Origin of the sequence: Saccharomonospora sp. NB11, assembly GCF_015910535.1 — a bacterium.
GTDB lineage: Bacteria > Actinomycetota > Actinomycetes > Mycobacteriales > Pseudonocardiaceae > Saccharomonospora.
In genome coordinates this window covers 240,700-265,503 of the sequence record NZ_JACBJG010000003.1, presented here as the reverse complement: position 1 = coordinate 265,503, position 24,804 = coordinate 240,700, and the positions used below count along the sequence as shown (strand labels likewise).

Genomic DNA, 24,804 nt, shown 5'->3' with positions numbered 1-24,804 from the left:
CCCTCAGTCGAGCACGATCCCGGCGTCACGCAGTGCCTGCTCCACCCGCAGCCGTTCGACGTCCCGCTCGAAGCCCTCGTCGATCTCGTCGAGGCGATGTGGGACACCGACGGACGCGCACGTCTGGACGAGCAGGCTGTCGTAGGCGGCGGTCGCGGCCCTGCGCCGGACGAGAGGCGTTCCGGACCCGAAGTGGACGAGCGTCCTGCGGACCCGGCGCAGGTCCGCGGCCAGCTTTTCGAGAGGTGGCCGGGTCGGCACGGGCGGACGCGCGCGGCGGGCACGGACAGCGGCGACGATCCGCGGCACCGATGTGATCGCGACGAACAACGCGGTGGGGGCCACCACGACTCCGAGGTAGATCAGGATGTTCCCGACCATTCCTCATGGTAGGCACACCCGCGTCGCTGGTTTCGGCACGCGCGCCCCGCTATTCTGATGGTTGAAGTTTCAACCTAATGGAGCTGGAGCCATGGCCGACCGCATGCCCGTCCTGTACCTCAGCCACGGCGCACCACCACTCGCCGACGACGTCACGTGGACCCGGCAGTTGGCGACCTGGGCCGCCGACCTCCCCCGCCCGAAGGCGATCCTCGTCGTCTCGGCGCACTGGGAGGAGGCTCCGGTCACCATCGGTGCCACGACCACGGTGCCGTTGCTCCACGACTTCTGGGGTTTCCCCGAGCGGTACTACCGGGTGACCTACCCCGCTCCGGGCGCGCCCGAGCTCGCCGACCGGATCGAACGGCTGGTGCGCGCCACCGGCACCCCGGTGCACCGCGACCCGACCCGCGGCCTCGATCACGGCGCCTACGTGCCGCTGGTCGAGATGTTCCCGCAGGCGGACGTCCCCGTGTTGCAGGTGTCGATGCCCTCGCTCGACGCCACGGCGCTGTACGACTTCGGTCGCACGCTCGCGCCGCTGCGCGACGAGGGAGTGCTCTTGATCGGCAGCGGATTCTTCACCCACAACCTCAGCGCGATGCGTACCGGGGTCGACGGTCCCCCTCCCTCGTGGTCGGCGGAGTTCGATCACTGGGGTGCCGAGGTGTTGGCAGCGGGCGACGTGGACGCCGTCCTCGACTTCGAGAACAAGGCCCCGGCGGCCGCCCTCGCCCACCCGAGGACCGAACACTTCGCCCCGCTGTTCGTCGCGTTGGGCGCCCAGTCCACCGGGCCCGCACCGCGCACCGTGATCGACGGCTACTGGTACGGGCTGGCGAAGCGCTCACTCCAACTCGACTGACCCGCGTGTCGGGCAGCGAGGCATCCTGATCATCACCGCCGGACCCGATACGGTGGCCTCGTGAGGGAGTCGGAACACGGGGACGGGGGCCGTCACGGCCCCGGAGAACGCAGGAAATCGGTGCTGTCCACGGACGCGGACGTCACCTATCTGGTGCCCAAGTCGCTACGGGTGACCGCGGCGCTGTCGTGGCGTTTCCTCGTCGTCATGGCCGCGCTCTACGTGGTCGTGTGGATCGTCGGATACCTGTCGTTCGTCGTCGTTCCGGTGGCCATCGCGCTGCTGCTCGCGGCGCTGCTCGGGCCCGCCGTCCTCGGCCTGAGCGCGCTCATGCCGAGACCGCTCGCCGCAGCCGTGGTGCTCATCGGCGGGCTCGGCGTGCTGGGCGGCCTGCTCACCTTCGTCATCACCGAGTTCACGAGCGGCCTGCCCGAACTGCAGAACCAGCTCAACCGAAGCCTCGACCAGGTCAAGGACTGGCTGATCAACGGGCCGCTGCACCTGCGCGAGACCCAGATCGTCGACTTCGTCAACAACGCGGTCGAGTTCCTGCAGAAGAACCAGGCGTCCATCGCCGACAGCGCGCTCACCACCGCGGGGACCGTCGGCGAGATCCTGACCGGCTTCCTGCTCACCCTCTTCGTGCTGATCTTCTTCCTGGTGAACGGTGAGGAGATCTGGGAGTTCCTCACGCGAGGCATCCCGGAGTTCGCACGCAGCCGATTCGACCGCGCCGGTCGTCGGGGCTTCGCCTCGCTCGTCAGCTACGTCCGGGCCACCGCGGCGGTCGCGGTGGTGGACGGCGTCGGCATCGGTATCGGCCTGTGGATCGTCGGTGTTCCCCTCGTGTTCCCGCTGGCGACGCTGGTGTTCCTCGGCGCGTTCATCCCCATCGTCGGCGCGGTGGTGACCGGTGCGGTCGCCGTGCTGGTGGCGCTCGTGACCAACGGGTTCGTGACCGCGCTCGTGGTGCTCGCCATCGTGGTGGGCGTGATGCAGCTCGAAAGCCACGTGCTGCAGCCACTGTTGTTGGGCCGGGCCGTCCGGTTGCACCCACTCGCCGTCATCCTCGCCATCACGGCGGGCATGACGACGGCGGGAATCCCGGGCGCGTTGCTGTCCGTGCCGCTGCTGGCGGTGTTGAACTCGGGCATCAAGTCGCTGCTCCACGACCGGGAACCGCAGGCAGAACAGCCCCACCGCTCGGACGACGCCTCTCGTGGTGACGACACCGACGACACCCCGGAGGTCTCCGACGGCACCCGGCGGGAGCCCGACCCGGTATGAGCACCTCCCCGTCGTTGCGGGACCCGGTGACACCGATCTGGTACGGCACCGTCGTCCTGCGTTGGGTGACCCTCGGCTTCGCACTCGGTGCTCTGCTCGTGCACCTCGACGGCTACGTCCGTCCCTGGCTGGCCTGGACCGCGTTCGCCGGCATGGTGGCGTGGACCTGCGTGTCGAGCCTGGGCTACGTCCGGCCGCGAGGCCGCGCGCCGTGGTTGGTGGTCCTCGACGTCCTGATCACATGCGGCATCATGCTGACCTCGCCGTTCGTGCTGTCGGACGCACAGTACGCCGAACTCGCGCCGCTGGTCACCACGGTGTGGGCTGCGGTGCCCCCGCTGGCCGCAGGCGCGCGTTTCGGCGCCGTGGGCGGGATCGTGGGAGGTCTGGTCCTCACGGTGTGCACTGCCGCGGCGCGCCTCGACGTCGATCTCGACGTGGCACGGGACGGCGTCCTGTTGACCGCCAGCGGCCTGCTGATCGGAATCACGGCCACCACCGCTCGCCGGTCGCAGGCCGCGCTGGCACGGGCCATGCGCACGGAGGCCGCCACCGCCGAACGGGAGCGACTGGCCCGCTCCATCCACGACAGCGTGTTGCAGGTCCTCGCCCGGGTCCGCCGGCGTGGCTCCGAGCTGGGTGGCGAGGCGGCCGAGCTGGCGCGACTCGCAGGTGAACAGGAGATCGCGCTGCGAGCACTGGTCACCACCGAGCCCGCGGGGGCTTCGGACAGCGACACGGCCGACCTGCGCTCGGCACTGCAACTGCTGTCGACCTCGCGCGTGCAGATCGCAGCACCCGCGGGCGAGGTCACGATGCCCGCCGCCGCGGTCGACGAACTCGTGGCCGCTGTCCGCGAGGCGCTCTCCAACGTGGAGAAACACGCGGGACCGACGGCGAAGGCCTGGGTGTTGCTCGAAGACCTGGGGGAGGAGATCGTGTTGACGGTCAGAGACGACGGACCCGGCATCCCGCCGGGCAGGCTCGAACAGGCTCTCACGGAGGGACACCTCGGTGTCGCGAAGTCGATCCGAGGCCGCGTCGCCGAGCTGGGCGGGACGTGCACCCTCATGACCGCCCCGGGCGAGGGCACCGAATGGGAGTTGCGCGTTCCCCGGCCGAAACCAGGAAGGAGAGCCCGATGACGGTGTCGGTGATGATCGTCGACGATCACCCCATCTGGCGTGACGGAGTCGCCAGGGACCTCGCCGAGCACGGCTTCGACGTCAAGGCCACCGCACCCGACGCCGACGCGGCGGTGCGCATCGCCCGTGCCGTGCGCCCGGACGTCGTGCTCATGGACATCAACCTCGGCAACACCTCCGGCGTGGACGCCACCAGGGCGATCACCGGCGAGCTGCCCGACACCCGGGTGCTCGTGCTGTCGGCCAGCGGCGAGCACAACGACGTCCTCCAGGCCGTGAAGGCCGGCGCGTCGGGCTACCTCGTGAAGTCGGCGTCGGTGGCGGAACTGGTGGACGCCGTGCGCCGCACGTCCGAGGGCGACCCCGTGTTCACCGCAGGACTCGCGGGCATGGTGCTCGGCGAGTACCGCCGCATGGCCGACGCCCCCACCGCGGGCGAGCCCCCACCGCGACTGACCGAGCGGGAGACCGAGGTGCTGCGACTCGTCGCCAAGGGCCTCACCGCGAAACAGATCGCGGACCGACTCGTGATCTCGCACCGCACGGTCGAGAACCACGTGCAGTCGACCCTGCGGAAACTCCAACTCCACAATCGCGTGGAGCTGGCCCGCTACGCCATCGAGCACGGACTCGACCGCGACACCTGAGGTCGGCGTCAGGTGGAATCCGGGGTCGCTTTCAGGGTTTCACCGGATTCCGCGAAGCCCGCGGCTACCTAGCATTTTCGTCGTGAGCAACGACAACGCCGAGCCGCAGCAGAACGACACCGAGGCGGGCCTGACCCCGGAACAGCGCAGGCTGCGCGGACTGCGAGTGTCCGACGCGGAACGTGAGCACGTGGTGGAGCTGCTGAAGACGGCCATCGGCCGCGGCATGCTCACGCTCGACGAGTTCAGCGAGCGCGCCGACATCGCGTACGCGGCCCGCACTCGCGGTGAGCTGAACGACGTGCTCACCGATCTCCCCGGGCTCACGCACCCGGAAGCGCCCCCCGCGGTGTACGGGACCCCGGCGGGCGGGGTGACCGGCATGCCGCCGACGTCGCCCTCGTACGCCGCGGGCGAATCACTCGTGGTCCGGGCACACGGCTCCAACCTGGTACGCAAGGGCCAGTGGACCGTGCCCGCGTCCCTGGTGGTGCGCAACCGGTACGCCGAGACACGGCTCGACTTCACCGAGGCCGTCATCACGAGCCAGACCGTTCAGGTGGAGCTCGACGTCAAGTGGGGTGCGGTGCACATCGTCGTTCCCGACCACGCGGCGGTCGACCTCAACGCACTGCAGGACATCAAGTGGTCGTCCATCAACGACAAGACGCGCGGCAACGTCGGTACCCCGCGGTTCGTCGTCACGGGACGCCTGTACGGGGGAACGCTGCACGTCCGGCACCCGCGCAGGGGCCTGTTCGGCTAGTCGCCCCGGTGTTGGGAGGCGCGACGGCTACTGCGTCTCCGCCACGGCGACCCGGGCGTCCGCGGCCGTCGGTGCCGCCAGGGCGGCCTCGGCAGCCCGCCGACAGTCGTCGAACGTCACCGACGCCAGGCTCGCGCCGACCGTGCGGACCGATCCCGCGTTCATGGACAGGCTCGTGATCCCGAGGCCCGTGAGCACCCGCGCGAGCAGTGGATCGGCGGCAGCCTCACCACACACGCCCGCGGGCTTGTCCTTCTCGCGCGCGGCCTCGCCGACGAGCGCGATGAGCCGCAACAACGCCGGTTGCCACGGGTCGTTCAGGGCAGCCACCGCACCGAGCTGCCGGTCGGCCGCGAACGTGTACTGGGCCAGGTCGTTGGTGCCGAGCGAGACGAAGTCGACGGCGTCGAAGACCTCGCGGGCGGTCAACGCCGCGGACGGCACCTCGATCATCACGCCCGCTCTCGGCAGCCCGGCTGCCCGGACCCGTTCGGCGAACCACGCGGCCTCCTCGGCCGTCGCCACCATCGGCGCCATCACGGAGACCTCGGCACCCGCCTCCTCCGCCGCACCGGCGATGGCGGCGAGCTGCCGATCGAGCACCCCCGTGCGGTCGAACGCCACTCGCAACCCACGCACTCCGAGCGCCGGGTTCGGCTCGTCCTCCTGCGCCAGGAACTCCAACGGCTTGTCGGCACCGGCGTCGAGCGTGCGCACGACCACCGACTTGCCCGCGAACGGGGTGAGCACCGCCGTGTAGGCGGCCTGCTGATCGGCGACCGTGGGTTCGTCGCCCGCGTCGAGGTAGGAGAACTCTGTACGGAACAGCCCGACGCCCTCGGCCCCGGCCTCGGCGGCCGCCAGCGCGTCGGCGGGCGAGCCGACGTTGGCGAGCACCTTCACCCGGTGGCCGTCGGACGTGGCACCGACGCCCTCCCAGTCGACGTTGCCGGCGTCCGTCGCCGTCACCACGGGCGCCGAAGGATCGACGGGTCGCACCTCACCGGTGAGTCCGTCGACCGCCACCGCCTCCGCGTCCAACGAAAGGACGTTCTTCACCGCCACCACGGCGGGGATGCGCAGCGACCGGGCGAGGATCGCGGTGTGACTGGTGGGACCGCCCTCCTCGGTGACGAGCGCGAGGACCATGTCGGGGTCGAGCGCCGCCGTATCGGCCGGTGCGAGGTCGCGGGCGACGAGCACGCTCGGCCGCTCCAGCGTGGGCACTCCGGGCGGCTCGATGCCCTGTAGCTCGGCGATGATGCGGTCGCGCACGTCGTGCATGTCGCGGACCCGCTCGGCCATGTAGCCGCCCGCGGACGCCAACGCGGTGGCGAAGTTGTTGGCCGCCTCGTACACGGCGCGGGCGGCGGGAATGCGCTGCGCGGTGACGAGCTGCTCGGCCTGGCTCACCAACGCCGGGTCGGCGGCCATGGCCGCCGTCGTGGTGAGGATCGCGGCCGCGTCGCCACTGGCCCGCTCCGCCGTCGCCTCCAGCCGGGCGGCCACGGCCTGCGCGGCGGGCGCGACGCGAGCTGCCTCCGCGTGAGGATCGTCCGGCGCCGGTGTGTTCGGCGGTTCCTCGATCGACTCGGTGACCTTCACGACGGGGCCACTCGCGCGGCCGGGACTGACCCCGACTCCGGAGAGCTGCGGTTCACGCATGCTGGATCACCCTAGTTCGGCGGACGTGGGATAGGACGGCTGGGCACCCCGACGGGTGACCGAGAACGCGGCGACCCGAACGGCGTGCTCGACCGCGACGGACAGCGACGTCGGACGGGAGTCCGTGGAGTCGTCCCGGCCCAGTGCGTGCGCCAGCGCACCGGCGAAGGCGTCACCGGCTCCGGTCGTGTCGACGGCCTCGACCTGCGGCGAGGGCACCTCGCTCGTTCCGGTCGGCTCGACGACCACGGCACCATGCGCGCCCGCGGTGACCACCGCCGCCCGCGGTCCCAGGTCGAGCAACGCGGACAGTTCCGAGGTCCGCACCACCGAGGCGTCCCCCGAACCCCCGAGCAGCCACGCGGCCTCGTGCTGGTTGACGAGCAGCACGTCCACGGCCGCGAGCGTCGACCTCGGCACGGTCGCCACGGGGGAGAGGTTGAGGATCGTCCGGGCCCCGGCCGCCGCTGCCGTGGTGAACGCGGCGTCGACGGTGTCGAGCGGAATCTCCAGGGACACCACCAAGACCCTCGCCCCGGCCACGGCGGGCGTGACGTCCTCGGGCCGGAGCGCGCTGTTGGCGCCGGGGGAGACCAGGATCGAGTTCTCGCCGTCGGGAGTCACGGTGATGAAGGCGAGTCCCGTGGGTCGGTCGACGACCCGCACGAAATCGGTGCGGACCCCGGACGTCGAGAGCGAGTCGAGCAACAACCTGCCGTGAGCGTCGTCGCCGACCGCGCCGAGCAGCGCGACGTCGGCTCCGAGCCGAGCCGCCGCGACCGCGGTGTTGGCTCCCTTGCCCCCGGGCAACACCTCGGTGTCGCCGCCGAGGACGGTCTCGCCTCCCGCCGGACGACGCTTCGCGGCCACGATCAAATCGGCGTTGGCCGACCCGACCACGAGCACCTGTGCTGTCACATCAGCAAGAGTGCCACGGAAGCCGACCGGCCCGCCGACGGACCGGTGTGGATCACCCGGCCCGGTCGCCGGAACGCGGTGAGAACCGTCCGACACGGCGACGTCCGAGAGTTGTGCGGACGCGAGAGTTATTTGTAACTTTCACGCGCGCTGGAACGAGAGGTAGGCGGGAACCCCTCAAAGGTCACCCGTTAGGGTGAAGTTAGTGTCGGTGCGTCACAACACCGCCACTAGGAGTTCTTCACTGGCACCACCGCCACAGTGCGGGGTGTGTCCGAACTCCCGCGAGGGAGGACGGGCATCGGGTCGCCGGCATCGGTCACGTAGCCCCCCGAGTGATCGGTGCCGGCGGCGCCCGTCCCGCTCACTTCACCACGTTCACCAACCGCCCCGGCACGACGATGACCTTGCGCGGCTCCGCTCCGTCGAGCAACGCCGCGATCTTCTCGTCGGCCAACGCCGCCTTCGTCACCGCCTCGGTGTCCGCGTCCGCCGCCACCGAGATGCGCGACCGGACCTTGCCGTTGACCTGGATCGGGTACTCGACGGTCTCGGCCACCAGGTAGCGCTCGTCGGCCACCGGGAACGGACCGTGCACCAGCGACTCGTCGTGGCCGAGCCGCGCCCACAGCTCCTCCGCCACGTGCGGACACAGCGGTGCGAGCATCAGCACCAACGGCTCCGCCAGACCACGCGGGGTCGCCGCCTGCGTGCCGTAGTTCTTGGTGACGTAGTTGTTCAGCTCGATGAGCTTCGCGCCCGCCGTGTTGAACCGCAGGTTGGCGTAGTCCTCGCGCACCCCGGCGATCGTCCGGTGGAGCTGACGCAGGTCGTCCTCGGTCAGCTCGGTGTCGGCGACCCGGACCTCGCCCGTGGCTTCGTCGACCACGAGGCGCCACAACCGCTGCAGGAACCGCTGCGCTCCCACGACGTCCTTCGTGGCCCACGGCCGGGACACGTCGAGTGGACCCATCGCCATCTCGTAGAAGCGGAAGGTGTCGGCGCCGTAGGTGTCGGCGATCTCGTCGGGAGTCACGACGTTCTTCAGGCTCTTGCCCATCTTGCCGTACTCCTGCTTCACCTCCTGGCCGTCGTGGAAGAACCGGCCGTCCCGCTCCTCGACCTCGTCGGCCGGGACGTACACGCCCCGCGAGTCGGTGTAGGCGTAGGCCTGGATGTAGCCCTGGTTGTAGAGCCTGCGGTACGGCTCCTCCGACGACACGTGGCCGAGGTCGTAGAGCACCTTGTGCCAGAACCGCGAGTACAGCAGGTGCAGCACGCCGTGCTCGACGCCGCCGATGTACAGGTCGAGACCACCCGGGTCGTTCGGGCCGTGTTCCTCGGGCCTCGGGCCCATCCAGTAGCGCTCGTTCTCCGGGTCGACGAACCGCTGCTCGTTCTCGGGGTCGATGTAGCGGAGCTGGTACCAGCACGAACCCGCCCACTGCGGCATCACGTTGGTGTCGCGGCGGTAGGTCTTCGGCCCGTCGCCCAGGTCGAGCGTCACCTCGACCCAGTCGGTGGCCCTCGCCAGCGGCGGCTCGGGTTCGGCGTCCGCGTCCTCCGGGTCGAACGTCTTCGGCGAGTAGTCGTCCACCTCGGGCAGCACGACCGGCAACTGGTCTTCCGGCAGCGGGATCGGCGTGCCGTCCTCGTCGTAGACGATCGGGAACGGCTCGCCCCAGTAGCGCTGCCGCGCGAAGAGCCAGTCGCGCAGCTTGTACTGCACGGTGCCTTCGCCGTGGCCCTTCTCCTCCAGCCACGCGATGATCGTGTTCTTGGCGTCGTCGACGCCCATGCCGTTCAGGTCGATCTCGTCGTTGGCCGAGTTGATCGCGGGCCCGTCGCCGGTGAACGCCTCGCCGTCGAAGTCGGCGTCGGGCTGCACCGTCCGCACGATGTCGAGGCCGAACGCCTGCGCGAAGTCCCAGTCACGCTGGTCCTGCGCGGGCACCGCCATGATCGCGCCCGTGCCGTAGCCCATCAGCACGTAGTCGGCCACGAACACGGGGATGCGCTTGCCGTTGACGGGGTTCACGGCGTACGCGCCGGTGAACACACCGGTCTTGTCCTTGCTCTCCTGACGATCGAGCTCCGACTTGCGCGACGTCCGCAGCCGGTAGTCGGCCACCGCCTCGGCCGGCGTCGCAGCACCCCCGGTCCACCGCTCGTCGACCCCCTCGGGCCACGCGTCGGGCACCAGCGAATCCACCAGCGGATGCTCCGGAGCCAGCACCATGTACGTGGCGCCGAAGAGCGTGTCGGGCCGCGTGGTGAACACCTCGATGGTCTGTTCACCCGAGCGGAACCGGACGTTCGCACCGCGCGAGCGGCCGATCCAGTTCCGCTGCATCGTCTTGATCTTCTCGGGCCAGTCGAGGCGGTCGAGGTCGTCGATCAGCCGGTCGGCGTAGGCGGTGATGCGCATCATCCACTGGCGCAGGTTGCGGCGGAACACCGGGAAGTTGCCGCGTTCCGTCCGCCCGTCCGCGGTGACCTCCTCGTTGGCCACCACCGTGCCGAGCCCGGGAGCCCAGTTCACCGGCGCCTCGGACAGGTACACCAGGCGGTGCGAGTCGATGATCTCCCGCTGCTCCTTGCGCGACAGCTCGGCCCACGGCCTGCCGTCCGGCGTGGCCCGCCTGCCCTCGGCGTAGGCCCGCTCCAGCTCGGCGATCGGCCGCGCCTTGTCCTGCTCGGTGTCGTAGTAGGAGTTGAAGATCTGGAGGAAGATCCACTGCGTCCACCGGTAGTACTCGACGTCGGTGGTCGCGATCCGGCGACGCTCGTCGTGACCGAGCCCCAACCTGCGGATCTGCTCCAGGTACCGCGCGATGTTGGCCTCGGTGGTGGTCCGCGGGTGCGTCCCCGTCTGCACCGCGTACTGCTCGGCGGGGAGACCGAAGGCGTCGAACCCCATCGTGTGCAGCACGTTGCGGCCGTTCATGCGGTGGAACCGCGCGAAGACGTCGGTGCCGATGAATCCGAGCGGATGCCCGACGTGCAGCCCCGCCCCCGACGGGTACGGGAACATGTCCTGCACGAAGAGCTTGTCCGACGGCACCGCCTCCCGCGCGAGTTCACCGACCGGGTTCGGCGCGTGATAGGTGCCGTGCTCGGTCCAGTAGTCCTGCCAGCGCTTCTCGATCCGGTCCGCCAGCTCCGCCGTGTAGCGGTGGGTGGGCTTCGTCTCGGTGCCGTCCGTCATCGTCCTTCTTCCTTCGCACACGGCTCCAGAAACAACACAACCCCTCCGCCGGAAGGCGTGAGGGGTTTCGCCGCGCGAACCGAGTCGGTCAGCGCGGCCCGCCAAGGAGCGAACGTGCCGTCTTCATCCCGCAAATGGTAACCGCCCGGGTCACGCCGTCGGCCCGACGGCCCTGCTCACGACGGTGCGGCCGTGAACAAGAGCACACGTCCGCGGGCCCCGCCGCCGGGCCGAGGGGTCAGTATCCTGACAGCGTGTTCGTGCTCGCGTTGATTCCCGCAGTACTCGGCGTCCTGGTCGGTTGGGGCGGCTTCCTCGGTTGGCGGGAGAAGCTCCCACGTTCGCGCGGCGCGGGAGTGCGGACCGACGCCACCATGCGCAGTGACGAGGCGTTCCGCGTCGCCAACCGCGTGGCGGCGGTGCCCACCATGGCCGCGGGTGTGGTCGGCGTGCTGGCCGGTGTCGCCGCGCTGGCGATGCCCGACACCCTCGGCACCGTCCTCGCGACGACGTTCGGGATCGTCGCCGTGTTCGTCCTCGTGGCCGGTGGCGGAGTCCTCGGCCACCGCGCCGCCAGCGCGATCCCCGCTCCCGTGGAGCCCGCGGGCTGCGGTGGGTGCGCCTGTGGTGGCGGTGGGTGCGGCGGCGCTGCTCTGCGCTGACACAGCCGGACTCAACCCACCGGGTCGGGCTCCTGGGTCGGTGACCCGGCCTCGAAGCGGCGCAGCGACGTGTTGCCCGCCGCCAACGCACCGAGCCCGACGAGGCACAACAGCCCGCCGGACACCGCGGCGAACGCCGGGGACGTGACGCCCGCGACCGCGCCCGCCCGGAAGTTGCCGAGATCGGGCAGGGCCGCACCGACGACGAACTCCGCCCCACTCACCCGGCCGCGATGCGAGTCCGGGGTCGCGAGCTGGACGAGCGCCCCTCGCGACACCACCGCGACCGTGTCCGCCGCGCCGGCGACCGCCAGGCAGACGAGGGCCAGCCACAACGGGGTCGCGAGGCCGAAGCCCAGCAACGCCACACCCCACACCGCTGCGGCGACGAGCTGCACGACGCCGAGCCGCCGGAGCTTGGTGAACGACCCCGACAGCAGTCCCGCCGCCAGCCCACCGACCGCGATCGCCGACAGGAACCAGCCGAGCGTCTTCGGGTCTCCGGCGAACCGCTCGGCGCTCAGCGCCGGGAACAGCGCGATCGGCATGGCGAGCACGGTGGCGAACACGTCGGTGAGGAACGCGCCCGCGAGCACCGGGGCCCTCACGACGTACGTGAGTCCCTGCACCACCGTCGCGGGCCGGACACGCGTGCCCCCGGCCGGTCGCATGGCGGGCAGGCGGAGCACGCCGTAGGCGGCGACGAGGAGACAGCCGGCGTCGGCCGCGTAGCACGCGCTGGGCCCCCACTCGGCCGTGACGACCCCACCGAGGGCGGGGCCGACCAGCATCGCGGCCTGGAAGCTGATGTTCGCCAGGGCGAGCCCCGCGCTCACCTGGTGCTCCGGCAGCAACGCCGCGAAGAACGTCCGCCGGGCCGCCGCTCCCAGCGAGGCGCACCCGGACTGCAGGCCAACCAGCAGCAGGAGCAGCGAGAAGGAGCCGAGGTGCGCAAACGCTTGCGCGGCGAGGCCCGTGGCCGCCACGATCTGACCCGCGGTGGTCGCGAGCACGAGTCTGCGCCGGTCGAACACGTCGGCGAGCACACCGCCGACGAGTCCACCGGCCACCATCGGCACGGCCTGAGCCAGTCCGACCGCTCCGACCGCGACGGGGTCGCCCGTCAACTGCCAGGACTGCGCGAGCACCGCCACGAGGGCGAGCTGGTGGCCGAACGAGGCGAAGGTCGTGCTCACCCAGATGCGCCGGAAGCCGGGACTGGTCCGCAGCGGCCGGACGTCGAGGACGCGGTCGAGCGCGCTCACGACGACCGCCCCTCGGCCCGGTCGAGTCGCTCGGCGACCCGCTCCCGGAAGGACCGCCTCCGCAGCGCCTCTTCCATGTCGCGCACGGCGCGGGCCAGCGAGTACGGCAGTTCGGCGTCCAGCTCGGCAATCGCCTCCTCCGTGGCGCGCCACTCGGCCTCCAGGAACGGCAGCAGCTCGCGACCCGCGTCGGTCAGCTCGACGAGCCTGGTCCGCGCGTCGGGCCCGGGCCGGGTGGCGACCAGACCGTCCTTGCGGAGGGTCGCGACGGTCTGGCTCATCGCGGAGTGGGTGACGTCGGCGGCGGAGGCGAGTTGCCTGATCGTCATCGGGCCGCGCCTGCCGAGTCGGATCACCGGCAGGGCGTACCGAGGTCGAATGGGCACGCCGTGGTCGGCGTAGAGCCGCGCGAGCTCGGCGTCCATGGCCTCCTGGAGCCGCCGCAACGGCCGCCAGTAGCCCTCCTGTGCGGTGGGGTCGGAGTCCGGCCGGGCAGACGTCATGGCAGCACTGTAACAGCGCTTGCGTAAGTGCTGTTACATCAGAGGCTCAGTTGCGCTGCAGATCCCCCGGGTGCGTGGCGAGCAGCGCCGTCGGGAGCCCCTGCCTGCGCAGCACGTGACCCCACAGGTCGCGCATCGGCGTCGCCAGCACGTCACCCGGCAACGCAGGCACGATCAGCCAGTCCCCCCGGTCGATCTCCCCGGCGAGCTGCCCCGCGTCCCACCCCGCGTACCCGGCGAACACCCGCAGACCGCGCACCTTGTTCGTCAGCAGGTCGGGGTCGGAATCCAGGTCGACGAGCGCCACCGGACCGCGCACCGCGATCACGCCGGGCACCGACGCGGCCGTCTCACCCGTCCGCAACGCCGCGAGACACAGCGCCGTCTTCTTCTCCACCGGTCCGCCCACGAACACCGAGCCCGGCTCGGCGACGTGATCACCCCAGTGCGGCAGCACCTCACGCACCGGTACCTCGCTGGGCCGGTTCAGCACGACCCCGAGGGTGCCCTCGTCCCGGTGATCGATCACGAACACCACCGTCCGACGGAAGTTGGGGTCGGACAGAGTGGGGGCAGCGACCAACAGTGTCCCCGGTTCCACCTCCGCGTCTGCGCTCACCCTTCCATGATCCCACCCGCCGTCGCGACCAGCGGTGCGGTGTCGGCGCAGGAGACCGTTTCCACCGACGCGTTAGGCTCCTCGCTCGTGACCACGGCTGGCAACACGGCACCGATCACCGTCACCTCGGCCGACGGCCTCGTCCGCGCCACTCTCGGCCCCCACGGCGAACTGAGCGACCTCGAATTCGCTCCGGACGCCTTCGAACGGACCGACCCCGCGCAGCTCGCCGACACCGTCCTGGACGTCGTCCGTCGAGCCGGCCAGGACAGAAAGGCGATCCTCGACCCGCCGACCCGACAGTTGGCCCCCGTGCGCCCACCGAGACCGACACCGAAGCGTGCCCGTCGTGCCCGATAAGTTGAGTGCCGGTTAACTCGTTGCTCACATCCGCGGCGCCCTGCCACACCGCGACCCCCACGCACGGTAAAACACGTGTGAAGTCACGGGGGACACACTGACCTAGGGGGAAACCGTGCGCTACCGAGTCGAGGTGGCCGACCGACCCGACGCGCTGTACGCGTTGTGGGACGGTCGCATCTTCCACGCCAAGCGCTCCACCGCCGACAACACCGTCCTGCTCGTCGTCTGCGACGGCGAGGACGCACCGGAGGGCTTCGACGCGACGGCCGACGGTAGACCCGCGAAGGTGGTCCCGGCGCAGGAAGCCCCGGCGACGTTCGCCCTGCACACGTACTGCCTCTACGACGACGAGCCGTACCGCATCGAGCCCCACTCGACCGACGCCGAACTGACCCTCCGCTGGGACGGCACGGACGAGGCCATGGCCGCCGCCCTCGGCCTCACCGGGTTCAGCACGACCACCGACGACCCGGACGCGCTGACCGCCCTCTGGCAGGAACGGCACGACTTCGCCGAGGAGAACGCGCCCCGCAGCGAACCCGGCAGCGGTGACGCCGACGTGCTGCTGCGTGCGGTCGGACAGACCCTCCGGTCGTTCCTCCCCGCGGGGTGGCAGCGGGTCGCCGCGCAGTTCCGGCAGCTCGGCGACTTCTCCGAGCTCGAAGTCAAGGCCGTGGCCGACGACGTGGTGGTGTCGTTGTCCGCGCCGCCCGCGCTGGGCCAGCTCTTCGCGCAACTGCGCTCGGCGATGTACACCCCGGACGAGGGCACGTGGTTCCAAGGCACCTACACCCTCGACTCGGCCGGGAACTTCGACTTCGACTACGACTCCGTCAACGAACCGGCCTGGCGACTGGGTCCCGACGAGCGCCGGACCGCCGCGAGTTACGACGTCGAGCTGCGGTACTACCCGAGGCAGTCCGTGCCGGACTGGCTGGCCGCGAAGGCGGGACTGCCCCTCGACGTGCGGTTCCGGCACGCGCGCGTCGTCGACGGTCACGCACCGGGGGAGAAGCCGGTGGTCAACCGCGCACCGGTGCCGCAGGAGCAGGTGCGCGACATCCTCAACTACCTCTACCGGGCGCCGGTCGTGCACACCAAGCCGGGACCGTTGCCCGACCTCTTCGTGCCCGGTCCGCCGAACGTGCCCGACGCGTTCCACACCGACGGCACCTGGATCTGGCCCGCGGCCGTCCCCCACTACCTGCGCAAGTACGGCGTGCCGCCGGAGCCGGAACTGCTCGACCACATCAGGGCGGCCGGGTTCACCGTGCCGTACGTCGAGCCCCAGGTCAGGGCCACGGCGGAGGCCGACGTCCTCGGCGCTCCCCGCCCACCGCGGTCGACCCACGACGTCGCCAAGCCGGACCCCGTGGCGCTGGTCGCCCGCGGCGAGGAGCCGCCGCGCCCGCTGCGTGCCTCGGAGGTGCTGCGCATGACGCGCCAGCGCCTGACCGAGCTCGGGGTGGCGGAGACGGCCTACCGCCTCGGCGACTCCGCCGACGGTGCGTGGTGCCTGCGCCGTACCGACCGGGGATGGGAACTCGCCCGTCACGCCGACGGCGGGCCGGTCGACCCGCGCTACTTCTCCGGGGTGCAGGAAGCGGCCGAGGCACTCGTCGGCGCCCTGCTGCTGTTCCCGGGCCGGGCCGCTCCGACGTCCGAACCCGCCGAGGGACCGGATGCGGCGGCTCACGCGACCGACTGGCCGATCCTCCCACTCCGGGGTGAACCGCCGTTGCCGTTCCTCACGCGCAAGCGTTTGCTGCGGCTCCCGGCCGGCGCGGTCGTCGACCGGTTCGGTAACGACGCGGGCAACCTGGTGCACCCGGAGAACACGCCGTTCGCACAGACCGCGCTGACGTTGGACCGCGAGTTCGCCCGCCGCCGCTACCGCGTCGTCCGGCCGATCGGCGTGCTCGCGGGTGTGCTGCGCCCGTGGGGGCCGCTGCCCGGCGGCGGACTCGGCTACCTGCTGCCCCGTCCGATCGCCCAGCACGTCGAGAGCGGCGCCCTCGAAGCGCTCACGTAGTGCCGCACGGCCCCGGTGACCGCCGGGGCTACTCGCTCTCGGTCGACTCGGGGACGTCGATGCCCTGCTCGGCCGCCCAGCGACGCAACTCGGCCACGGCCTCGTCGTGGTCGAGGGGCCCGCGGTCCAGGCGCAGCTCCTTGAGGTGCTTCCACGCCCGGCCGACGAGCGGCCCCGGCTTCAGACCGAGGATGCGCATGATCTCGTTGCCGTCGAGGTCCGGACGAACGCGCGCGAGATCCTCCTCGGCCGCGATGCGGGCGATCCGGGCCTCCAGGTCGTCGTAGGAACGCTGCAACGCGGCGGCCTTGCGCTTGTTCCGCGTGGTGCAGTCGGCCCGCACCAGCTTGTGCAGCCTCGGCAGCAGCGGCCCGGCGTCGGTGACGTACCGGCGCACCGCCGAGTCGGTCCACTCACCCTTGCCGTAGCCGTGGAACCGCAGGTGGAGGAACACGAGCTGGGAGACGTCGTTGACGACGTCCTTGGGGTAACGCAGCGCCCGCAAACGTTTGCGCACCAGCTTGGCGCCGACGACCTCGTGGTGATGGAAGCTGACCCCGCCACCCGGCTCGAATCGGCGAGTGGCCGGTTTGCCGATGTCGTGCAGCAACGCCGCGAGCCGCAGCACCAGGTCGGGCTCCAGCGTGGGCTCGTGACTCGTCTCCAGGTCGATCGCCTGCTCCAGCACGGTGAGCGAGTGCTGGTAGACGTCCTTGTGTTGGTGGTGCTCGTCGATCGCCAGCCGCATGCCGGGCACCTCCGGCACCACGTACTCGGCCAACCCCGTGTCCACCATCAGCTCGATGCCCTTGCGCGGGAACCGGCCGACGAGGAGCTTGGACAGCTCCGCCTGCACCCGCTCCGCGGTGATCCGGCGGAGTTCGCCCGCCATCTCGGTCATCGCCGTCACGACCCGAGGCGACGGCCGGAAGCCGAGCTGGGACACGAACCGGGCCGCCCGCAGCATCCGCAACGGGTCGTCGGCGAACGACTCCTCGGGAGTCGCCGGGGTGTCGAGCGTCCGCCGGGCGAGTGCCTCCAGCCCGTCGTGCGGGTCGACGAACGACTTCGTGGCCACCTCGACGGCCATCGCGTTGACGGTGAAGTCGCGGCGCACGAGGTCGCCCTCGATGTCGTCACCGAACACGACCTCGGGGTTGCGGCCGACCCGGTCGTAACTGTCGGCGCGGAACGTGGTGATCTCGCACGTCGTCCCGTTCTTCGCGGCACCGACCGTGCCGAACTCGATGCCGGTGTCCCACACCGCGTCGGCCCACCCGGAGACGATGCGTTGGATCTGCTCCGGCCGGGCGTCGGTGGTGAAGTCGAGGTCCGTGGAGAGCCTGCCCAGCAGCGCGTCCCGCACGCTTCCCCCGACCAGGTACAAGCGGTGACCGGCGTCGGTGAACCGGGAGGCGAGCTCGTCGGCGATCGGGGAGACACGCAGCAGCTCGGCGACGGCGTTACGCTTCGCCTCGGTCAGACGCCGTGCGGCACTCGCCTCGCTGTTCCGCTCGTTCACCGTGGTCTGACTGCCCAAGGGTTCCCCTTACTACACGGCCGGATCGACATGGACACGCCAAGCCAGGGTAGGCGACGTGCCGTTTGCTCTAGCATCGCAGCATGCCTGGATCGGCTGGTCGCTCTGGCGGCCCCAACCCGGGACGCCGGTCCCGGCGCCGCCGCCGGACACGGCTGACCACGGTGAACGAGACGTCCGCCGGCGGCCTCGTCGTGGATTCACAACGGCGTCACGCGGTGCTGATCGGACGGCTGGACCGGCACGGCAGACTGCTGTGGTCCCTCCCGAAGGGACACATCGAGGACGGCGAGAGCACGGAGCAGACCGCGGTGCGTGAGGTGAAGGAGGAGACCGGCATTTCCGCGCACGTCCTCCGCAAGCTCGGCACCATCGACTACTGGTTCGTCGCCGAACAACGTCGAATCCACAAGACGGTCCACCACTTCCTGCTCGAAGCCGACGGCGGGGAGCTCTCCGACGAGGACGTCGAGGTGACCGAGGTCGCGTGGGTTCCGCTGGCCGAACTCGACTCCAGACTCGCCTACTCGGACGAGCGGAAGCTGGTGCGCAAGGCGCGCGAGCTCTTCGCGAAGGACGCACGAACTGATGGGGACTGATGGGCTGATGTGCGACGGGAAGTGCAAGCCGTGAGAAAGCTCGCCGCGTTCGGTCTGGCACTGCTGTTCCTCGCCGGTCAGGCGCTGTTCGCCACGTCGGCGACGTCGTCAGGGGGATGGCCGTGGCCGGCCGCGCCCAGCGCTGCCGCCGCGGAGTCGAACGACGTGCTGCGGGTTCGCGTCGACGAACTGAGCCCACGGCTCGTGCGCTCCGACACCAGCGAGGTCACCGTCGTCGCCACGATCACCAACGTCGGCAAGCGACCGGTCTCGGAGATCGTCGGCCGGATCCAGGCGGGCCAGCGGCAGTCCACGGCGACCCAGTTGTCGCAGACCCTCGCCGAGCCTCCGGCGTCGGAATCCGGCTGGTCGCAGTGGGTCGGGGTGCGCGGCGGTCTCGCACCGGGGGAGAAGGCCCGGCTCCGCATCTCCGCCTCGCCCGCGACGTTGGGGTTGACCGAGCCGGGCGTGTACCCGTTGCTGCTCAACGTCAACGGCACACCGTCCTCGGGCGCCCCCGCGCGCCTCGCGGCGGTGAACCTCCTGCTGCCCGTCCTCGGTGAGGCCACGGGTGGGTCGCCTGCGCCGACAGGGGTGTTGTGGCCCATCGCCGCGCGCGAGCCGAAGGTGGTCTCCGCGCCGCACGACGGGCCTGTCGTGCTCGCCGACGACAGCCTCGCGGGCGAACTCGCCCCCGGTGGCCGACTGCACTCGCTGGTGTCGACCGCCGAGAGCAGGCGCGGTCAGGCGGCCCTCTTCGGTTCGCTCTGCTACGCCATCGACCCCGACCTGCTGGAGACCGTCACCGCGATGGGGCGCGGCTACCGCGTCCGCACGTCCTCCGGCACGGTCGAGGGCACCGGCAGCGAGAGCGCGCGCCTGTGGCTCGACGCCCTCAAGACCCTGGTTCAGGGCCAGTGCGTCATCGAGACGCCCTATGCGGGCGCCGACCTCGCGTCGTTGACCACGGTGCAGTCCGAGGTGGACCTCGTGGGCGAGGCGGTGACCAACGGGGCGACGTTCCTCGACGTGCTCAACCTCGGCCCCACGCCCGGCGTGCTGTGGCCCGGTGGCCGCCTGACGCCCTCCGCCGTGGCCGCCGTCGCCGACGCCGGAACGACGACCGTGATCACCGCCCCGGGTCGCGCGGGCGGCTCCGACACCTCCGCCGGAGGGTCGGGCGTCCGCGTCGTCACCTACGACCCGCTCGTGGCGGCGGGGTTCGGCCACGCCTCGGCTCGTGGCTCGAACAGCGCGGTCGAACAGCCCCGTGTCGCCACGCAGAACGCATTGGCCGCGATCGCCCTGCGCGGTGGGCTCTCGGACGAGGCGGGCGGGAAAGCCATGCTGGTGGCACCGCCCCACGACTGGAACGTGACCGGGGACGATCTCACCGCGCTGCTCGACTCGCTGGCGGAACTCCAGGGCAGGCAGCTCGTCGACCCGGTGCCGGTCACCGAGTTGCTCGACGCGAACGCCACGCCGGCCGAGAACACCACGGGACGTTCGGCGCGTCCGGCGACCCGCCCACTGCCGGACTCGTTGGTCTCCACCCTGTCGGAGGTCGAGTCCACCGTCGCCGACTTCCAGGCGGCCATGTCGGTCGACCCCACCCGCCAGGTCGAGCCCGTGAACCTCGTCCGGCCGCTGCACAACGCGGTGATCAGGGCGACGTCGGCGTCGTGGCGGACCGAACGCGCCCAGCGCAAGGCCACCGAGGCCGCGGTCAGCCAGGTGCGCCAGCTCACCGGTCGGGTCAGCGTCACCACCCCGTCGCAGCCGGTGTCACTGGCGTCCGGCTCCAGCCCGCTCCCGGTGACCTTGAGCAACGACCTCCCCGTCGCGGTCACCGTGCGGATCAAGCTCACCAACAGCCCCGGGTTGCGGCCGTCCCGCGTCGAGGACACCCCGTTGGCCGCACACAGCAGGGTGAGCCGCTTCATTCCCGCCGAGACGCTGCGGTCGGGCCGGTTCATGGTGAACGTCTCGCTGAGCACGCCCACCGGCACCACGCTCGGGCACACCGCGCGCATGGAACTCATGTCGACCGAGTTCGGCGTCGTCACGGTCGTGCTCACGGCCACGGCGGGCGCGGCCCTGGTCTTCCTGTCCGGGCGGCAGATATACCGTCGAGTGAAGACCCGGGGGGAGGAACGGGGCTGAGGTCCGGCCGCGAATCCGTCTACCCTGAATCGACGAAGCGGACCATCGACGGATAGGGCACGTGTTGGACGAACAGTCGGGCAACCCGCCCGAGCGTGGGGGCGGGCCCGCGCGTTCGGAGCGCGTGCCTCCTCGACGACCGGGACAAGCACCACAACACCCGAACGGCCCCGTTCCGCACGGGCCGGTCGGGAGCGGACCACCTCCCAACGGACCTCACCCCGGCGGCCCACCGAGCGGTCCGCAACCGCGGTACCCCGCGCCGGGTGACACCCCGCCTCCGCCGGGACGACGGCCACCGCACGGCGCACCGCCGCCGACCCGGCACCTCGCGACACCGCCACCTCCCGGCGCCCGTGGCATGGGCGGCAACCCGGCTCCGCCCCCCGCACCGGGCGTACCGGCGTCCCCGCCACAGGGCGTCCCCGCCGGACGGCCACCACAGGGCGGTCCGCCTCCGGGAACCGCTCCGGCCCCGCCTCCGGGAGCCCCGCCACGCGGACCGGGTCACGGGCCCGCCGGTGGTCACCCACCGAACCCACCGGGTGGACCACACCCCGGCAATCCGTCCGCCGGGCCTGCTCCCGTGGCACCGCGTCGCGGTCGCGGAGCGCAGCCGCGCCGCCAGCCCGTGAGGCCGTGGCGGCAGGAGGCCCAGCGCCGGAGGCCGGTGCCCCCACCGCGGGACTCCGAACGCACGCTCTTCATCCCGCGGGAACGCGGCATCCCTCCCGGGGTGCGTTGGCCCGCGGCGGACCCCGACGTCCTGCGCCCCTACGACGAGCTCGCGACGCGGATGATGCCGCGCATCTCCGCGGAGCCGATCGGGGAACGGCTCCCGGAGGTCCAGCTCGACCGTCCGAAGGACGATGAGAAGAAGGCGCCGTCGCTGGCGAAGGCGAGCGGTCGCATGGCCATCGCCACGCTGACCAGCCGCATCACGGGTTTCGCGTGGAAGGTCATGCTGGCGTGGGTCGCCACGCTGGGCGTCCTCTACGACTCGTTCACCGTGGCCAACACGCTGCCGCTCATCATCAACGAGCTGCTGCTCGGCGGTGTGCTGACCAGTGTCGTGGTGCCGCTGCTCGTGCGGTCGCAGGACGACGAGGACGGCGGCGAGGCCTACACCCAACGACTGCTGACGCTCGCCGTCAGCGTGCTCGGTGTGGGCACCGTGGTCTCCACCGCGTGCGCGCCGTGGCTGACGGGCTTGCTGATGGACGACACGGGTGACGCGGACCCGCAACTGGCGACGTGGTTCGCGTACCTGCTGCTACCCGGCCTGCTGTTCTACGGGTTGTTCGCGGTGCTGTCGGCCATCCTCAACGCCAAACAGATCTTCGGCCCTGCCCAATGGGCGCCGGTGATCAACAACTTGGTCATCTTCGCGACGATCGCCGCCTTCGCACTGGTTCCGGGCGATCCGACGATCGTGCCGACGCAGATGACCGATCCGCAGGTGCTCGTCCTCGGCGTCGGCGTGCTGACGGCGATGGTCGCGCAGGCGATGTTCCTCGTCCCCGCGCTGCGTCGCTCGGGCTTCCGGTTCCGTTGGCGCTTCGAGCTGGACGAACGACTCAAGGAGTTCGGCGGTCTGGCCGCCTGGATTCTCGGGTACGTCGCCGTCAGCCAGATCGGCATGGTGGTCAACACCCGCGTGCTCACGGGTGGTGCCGCCGGTGGTCCGTCCATCTACTCGAACGCGTGGCTGCTGTTCCAGCTCCCGTACGGCGTCATCGGCGTCTCGCTGCTGACCGCACTGATGCCCAAGATGAGCCGGGCCGCGGCCGACAACGACCACCGCAAACTCGTCGGCGACCTGTCGTACGGCTCGCGGATCACCACGATCATGCTGATGCCGGTGTCGGCCGTCATGGCGGTGGCGGGCCCGTCGATCGGTGTGGCCCTGTTCGCGCTCGGCAAGGGCTCGGTGGAGGACGCGGAGCGACTCGGTCAGGCCCTGGCCGTGTCGGCCTTCGGCCTGGTGCCGTACGCGCTGGTGATGCTGCAGATGCGCGTGTTCTACGCGATGAAGGACTCGCGGACGCCGACCCTCATCATGTGCGTGATGACGGCGGTGAAGATCCCGCTGCTGTACCTCGCGTCGTCGGTCCTCGAACCCACCAACGTCGTGCTCGGCGTGATGATGGTGAACTCGCTGGTCTTCGTGGTCGGCGCCGTCATGGGTCAGGTGTGGCTGTGGGTGAAGCTCGGCAACCTGCGGAGCAGGCGCGTGCTCGGCGTCATCCTGTTCACCGTCGTGGCGAGCGGTCTCGGCGCGCTGGCGGCGGCCCTGATCGCGCAGCTCGTCCCGAGCTTCCTCGGCGACATCGGCACCGCGTGGGTGACCCTGATCCTGCAGGGCATCGTGGGGCTCGTCGTGTCCTTCGGCGTGCTGATCGCCCTGAAGGTGGAAGAACTCGCGCCCGTGACGCGCCGGATATCCGGTTTGCTCCGGCGCGGTTAACCCGCTCGGCCCGGATGCCACACGACGACCGGCGTCGTTCACGTACCCTTTTCCCAGGCACTGTGTGATGCGGGACAGCAGGGGGAGGGCGACCGAGTGGGCATCCGAACACACGGCGGATCGCTGGCACCCGGCGGGGTCGTCGGCGACGGCCGGTACCGGCTGCTCGCGCAGTTCGGCATCGACGAACGCGTCGGCGCCCATCTGTGGAGGGCACGCGACGGCCAACTGCGACGCGACGTCGCGCTGACCATCCTCGTCGGTGATCCCGCCGACGTGGAAGCCGCACGTCAGGGGCGGCGGACGCTCGAACGCGCGGCGCACGCGGCGAAGTTCACGCACCCCAGCGTGGCCAAGGTGCTCGACGTGCTGACCCTCGGCAACGGCATCAGCTCCAGCGAGGGGCTGCTCGGCATCGTGGTGTCGGAGTGGACCAAGGGCACCGACCTCATCGACCTGGTCCACGAGAAGCGCATCCCGCCGAGCACCGCGGCCAGGATGGTGCAGGCGCTCGCGGAACCCGTCGAGCGGGCCCACCAGTCGGGACTCGTGCTCGGTATCGACCACCCGCAACGGCTCCGGGTGACACCGGACGGCAAGCTTCGCCTCGCGTTCCCGGCCCCGCCTCCCACCACCACGCTGCGCGACGACGTCAAGGCGCTCGGCGCGGTGCTGTACCTGCTGCTCACCGGACGGTGGGCACTGCCGGGCGGACCACCCGCGCTTCCCGCCGCGCCCCGCGACCCGAACGGCCAGCTCGTGCCGCCCCACGTGCTCGAACCCCGGGTGCCGCACGAGATGTCGTCGCTCGCGGTGCGGACCGTCTCCGACGGCGGGCAGGGCGGGATCAGGACGAGTGCCGCCATCCTGCGAGTCCTCGACAAGGTCGCCTCGGAGGAGGAGCGCACCCGCAAGGAGCCGGAGGCCGTCGACCCCGACGGCACGGTGTGGACCACCAAGAAGCCGGTCAAGGACGCCGCCCGCCGCCGCAAGCTGGCGCTGGGCGTGAGCGCGCTCGTCATCGCGGCGGTCGCAGCACTCGCCTGGGTCGGCATGATGGCGATCAGCTTCTTCCGCGACGACCCGCCCTCGGGTCCTCCCGTCAACCTGGCGGAACAGAGCAGTACCACCCAACCTGCCCCCGAGGACGACGGCGACGACGCGGGGGACGGCGGCGACCAGAGCGGCTCGCTCGGCAGTCCCGTGCAACCGTCCGGGGTGGAGGTGTTCAACCCCGAGGGTGAGGGCGACGGGGTGGCCGACGCCCCGAACGCCGTCGACGGGGACGAGAGCACCGCGTGGGCCACGGATCAGTACCGACAGCAGTTCCCGGTGTTCAAGACGGGTGTGGGCCTGCTCGCGTCCTTCGACGAGTCCCTCGAACTCGGAGCCGTCCGCATCGTCTCCGACACCCCGGGCACGGAGGTCGAGATCCGGCTCGCCGACTCGGCCCAGCCGAGTCTCGCGGAGACCACCACCGTGGCCACCGCGCAGTTGGAGAACGGCACCACCGAGGTGGAGTTCGACCAACCGGCGAGCGGGCAGTACGTCATCGTCTGGATCACGACGCTGGCGGGTGAGGAACCCGAGTTGCAGTCCCGGCTCGCGGAAGTGACGTTCCTGCCCGTGAACTGAGTTCGTCCTGACGGCCCTCTGACGGTCGGTATCCGGGTGACTCCATCGAGGTCGTCCGAACGGCGGGTCATCGA

General features: G+C 71.0%; 20 protein-coding genes. 12 read left to right on the top strand and 8 right to left on the bottom strand.

Features of this window, described 5'->3' with window-relative positions; genetic code table 11:
* Window positions 1–3: 3 nt before the first annotated feature.
* Window positions 4–381: a hypothetical protein gene (locus tag JAV51_RS05770; protein ID WP_197319577.1), complete on the bottom strand. Its 378-nt coding sequence runs from the start codon at window positions 379–381 to the stop codon at window positions 4–6.
* A 91-nt stretch (window positions 382–472) separates the two neighbouring features.
* On the opposite strand from JAV51_RS05770, the gene JAV51_RS05765 reads away from it, so the two are divergent.
* The 5 genes from JAV51_RS05765 (at window position 473) to JAV51_RS05745 (ending at window position 5,091) form a co-directional block, all read left to right on the top strand.
* Entirely contained in the window at window positions 473–1,246 is a 774-nt protein-coding gene (locus tag JAV51_RS05765) for a dioxygenase (RefSeq protein ID WP_197319576.1), read from the top strand.
* A gap of 120 nt (window positions 1,247–1,366) precedes the next feature.
* The gene (locus JAV51_RS05760) at window positions 1,367–2,533 is read left to right on the top strand and encodes an AI-2E family transporter (protein WP_197319768.1); all 1,167 of its coding nucleotides are present in this window, start codon (window positions 1,367–1,369) and stop codon (window positions 2,531–2,533) included.
* Entirely contained in the window at window positions 2,530–3,678 is a 1,149-nt protein-coding gene (macS, locus tag JAV51_RS05755; protein WP_197319575.1) for a MacS family sensor histidine kinase, read from the top strand. Before JAV51_RS05760 ends, macS begins: the two co-directional genes overlap by 4 nt.
* Entirely contained in the window at window positions 3,675–4,325 is a 651-nt protein-coding gene (locus JAV51_RS05750) for a response regulator transcription factor (protein WP_197319574.1), read from the top strand. The genes macS and JAV51_RS05750 overlap by 4 nt, the downstream gene beginning before the upstream one ends.
* 82 nt (window positions 4,326–4,407) lie before the next feature.
* Entirely contained in the window at window positions 4,408–5,091 is a 684-nt protein-coding gene (locus tag JAV51_RS05745) for a DUF1707 domain-containing protein (protein ID WP_197319573.1), read from the top strand.
* 27 nt (window positions 5,092–5,118) lie between these two features.
* Here JAV51_RS05745 and ptsP read toward each other — a convergent pair whose 3' ends face one another.
* The 3 genes from ptsP to leuS form a co-directional block, all read right to left on the bottom strand.
* Window positions 5,119–6,756 carry a phosphoenolpyruvate--protein phosphotransferase gene (gene ptsP, locus JAV51_RS05740; RefSeq protein WP_197319572.1) on the bottom strand — a complete coding sequence of 546 codons (1,638 nt, stop codon included), beginning with the start codon at window positions 6,754–6,756 and terminating at the stop codon, window positions 5,119–5,121.
* 6 nt (window positions 6,757–6,762) lie between these two features.
* Window positions 6,763–7,674: a ribokinase gene (locus JAV51_RS05735; RefSeq protein WP_197319571.1), complete on the bottom strand. Its 912-nt coding sequence runs from the start codon at window positions 7,672–7,674 to the stop codon at window positions 6,763–6,765.
* Window positions 7,675–8,038: 364 nt separating this feature from the next.
* Window positions 8,039–10,882, bottom strand: coding sequence for a leucine--tRNA ligase (leuS, locus tag JAV51_RS05730; RefSeq protein ID WP_197319570.1), 2,844 nt, complete (start codon window positions 10,880–10,882; stop codon window positions 8,039–8,041).
* Between the two features lie 254 nt (window positions 10,883–11,136).
* On the opposite strand from leuS, the gene JAV51_RS05725 reads away from it, so the two are divergent.
* Complete coding sequence (locus JAV51_RS05725; RefSeq protein ID WP_197319569.1) at window positions 11,137–11,544, top strand: SdpI family protein; 408 nt, start codon at window positions 11,137–11,139, stop codon at window positions 11,542–11,544.
* Window positions 11,545–11,555: 11 nt separating this feature from the next.
* Here JAV51_RS05725 and JAV51_RS05720 read toward each other — a convergent pair whose 3' ends face one another.
* Genes JAV51_RS05720 through JAV51_RS05710 form a run of 3 tightly spaced genes read right to left on the bottom strand, consistent with a single transcriptional unit; the run spans window position 11,556 to window position 13,931 of the window.
* Window positions 11,556–12,809, bottom strand: a complete 1,254-nt coding sequence (locus JAV51_RS05720; RefSeq protein ID WP_197319568.1) for an MFS transporter — start codon at window positions 12,807–12,809, stop codon at window positions 11,556–11,558.
* Window positions 12,806–13,312 (bottom strand): MarR family winged helix-turn-helix transcriptional regulator, encoded by a 507-nt coding sequence (locus JAV51_RS05715; protein WP_231641366.1) that lies wholly within the window; start codon window positions 13,310–13,312, stop codon window positions 12,806–12,808. Before JAV51_RS05715 ends, JAV51_RS05720 begins: the two co-directional genes overlap by 4 nt.
* A 46-nt stretch (window positions 13,313–13,358) precedes the next feature.
* Complete coding sequence (locus JAV51_RS05710) at window positions 13,359–13,931, bottom strand: YqgE/AlgH family protein (RefSeq protein WP_197319567.1); 573 nt, start codon at window positions 13,929–13,931, stop codon at window positions 13,359–13,361.
* 87 nt (window positions 13,932–14,018) lie between these two features.
* Between JAV51_RS05710 and JAV51_RS05705 the strand changes: the two genes are divergently transcribed.
* Entirely contained in the window at window positions 14,019–14,291 is a 273-nt protein-coding gene (locus tag JAV51_RS05705) for a YbaB/EbfC family nucleoid-associated protein (protein ID WP_197319566.1), read from the top strand.
* 115 nt (window positions 14,292–14,406) lie between these two features.
* On the top strand, window positions 14,407–16,326 hold the full coding sequence (locus JAV51_RS05700) for a TNT domain-containing protein (protein ID WP_197319565.1): 1,920 nt from the start codon (window positions 14,407–14,409) through the stop codon (window positions 16,324–16,326).
* Window positions 16,327–16,354: 28 nt separating this feature from the next.
* On the opposite strand, the gene JAV51_RS05695 is transcribed toward JAV51_RS05700, so the two are convergent.
* Window positions 16,355–17,866: a CCA tRNA nucleotidyltransferase gene (locus tag JAV51_RS05695; RefSeq protein WP_197319564.1), complete on the bottom strand. Its 1,512-nt coding sequence runs from the start codon at window positions 17,864–17,866 to the stop codon at window positions 16,355–16,357.
* 83 nt (window positions 17,867–17,949) lie between these two features.
* Here JAV51_RS05695 and JAV51_RS05690 point away from each other — a divergent pair, with 83 nt between their 5' ends.
* From JAV51_RS05690 to JAV51_RS05675, 4 genes are all read left to right on the top strand, one after another.
* Entirely contained in the window at window positions 17,950–18,465 is a 516-nt protein-coding gene (locus JAV51_RS05690; protein ID WP_197319563.1) for an NUDIX hydrolase, read from the top strand.
* A gap of 30 nt (window positions 18,466–18,495) precedes the next feature.
* Window positions 18,496–20,628, top strand: a complete 2,133-nt coding sequence (locus JAV51_RS05685; RefSeq protein WP_197319562.1) for a DUF6049 family protein — start codon at window positions 18,496–18,498, stop codon at window positions 20,626–20,628.
* A gap of 631 nt (window positions 20,629–21,259) precedes the next feature.
* Window positions 21,260–23,095 carry a murein biosynthesis integral membrane protein MurJ gene (gene murJ, locus JAV51_RS05680; RefSeq protein WP_197319766.1) on the top strand — a complete coding sequence of 612 codons (1,836 nt, stop codon included), beginning with the start codon at window positions 21,260–21,262 and terminating at the stop codon, window positions 23,093–23,095.
* A gap of 96 nt (window positions 23,096–23,191) precedes the next feature.
* Window positions 23,192–24,730, top strand: a complete 1,539-nt coding sequence (locus JAV51_RS05675; protein ID WP_197319561.1) for a protein kinase family protein — start codon at window positions 23,192–23,194, stop codon at window positions 24,728–24,730.
* Window positions 24,731–24,804 lie beyond the last annotated feature (74 nt).